Origin of the sequence: Desertibacillus haloalkaliphilus, assembly GCF_019039105.1 — a bacterium.
Taxonomy (GTDB): Bacteria; Bacillota; Bacilli; order Bacillales; family KJ1-10-99; genus Desertibacillus; species Desertibacillus haloalkaliphilus.
The window spans coordinates 1-403 of record NZ_JAHPIV010000231.1 but is presented as its reverse complement, the minus strand read 5'-3'; the positions used below and the strand labels follow the sequence as shown (position 1 = coordinate 403).

Genomic DNA, 403 nt, shown 5'->3' with positions numbered 1-403 from the left:
GAACATGATTATGAAAACTCTAACAGAGATATCAATCGTTTTGACTATTCCAGCGATTATTTTTGGTTTTTGGGGAATCAATGTCGATGTTCCGTTTGAAAAATCTTCTTATGGTGTTTTTGCTGTGCTGATTATCTCTGTTATACTAAGCCTAATTTGCTGGTTTTTGTTGCGACGCAAAACATATTTGTAAAGTATTTGTGATGCCCTAATATGGATAATCCGGGTTTGATAAGTTCTCAGTTGCCTTTTGTATATTTTGATAATTTTCAGAATTTGAATCAAAGAATCCCAACGGTTGTGTTTCGGCATCTCTTGCATCAGCATCTGATGGTAAGTCCATTTGTTCTACGGAATTTTGGATAAGCTTTTCAAAACTTGTTTTATCCTCACTATTCATAGT

Annotated in this window: 2 protein-coding genes; one reads left to right on the top strand and one right to left on the bottom strand. The window is 34.2% G+C overall.

Translation table 11 applies throughout. The features are described 5' to 3' along the window. The coding region (locus tag KH400_RS21700; protein WP_281418769.1) for a CorA family divalent cation transporter at positions 1-193 on the top strand (193 nt) is incomplete at its 5' end. A 15-nt stretch (positions 194-208) separates the two neighbouring features. Here the strand turns inward: KH400_RS21700 and KH400_RS21695 are convergent. Next, the coding region (locus KH400_RS21695; protein ID WP_217228182.1) for a hypothetical protein at positions 209-403 on the bottom strand (195 nt) is incomplete at its 5' end.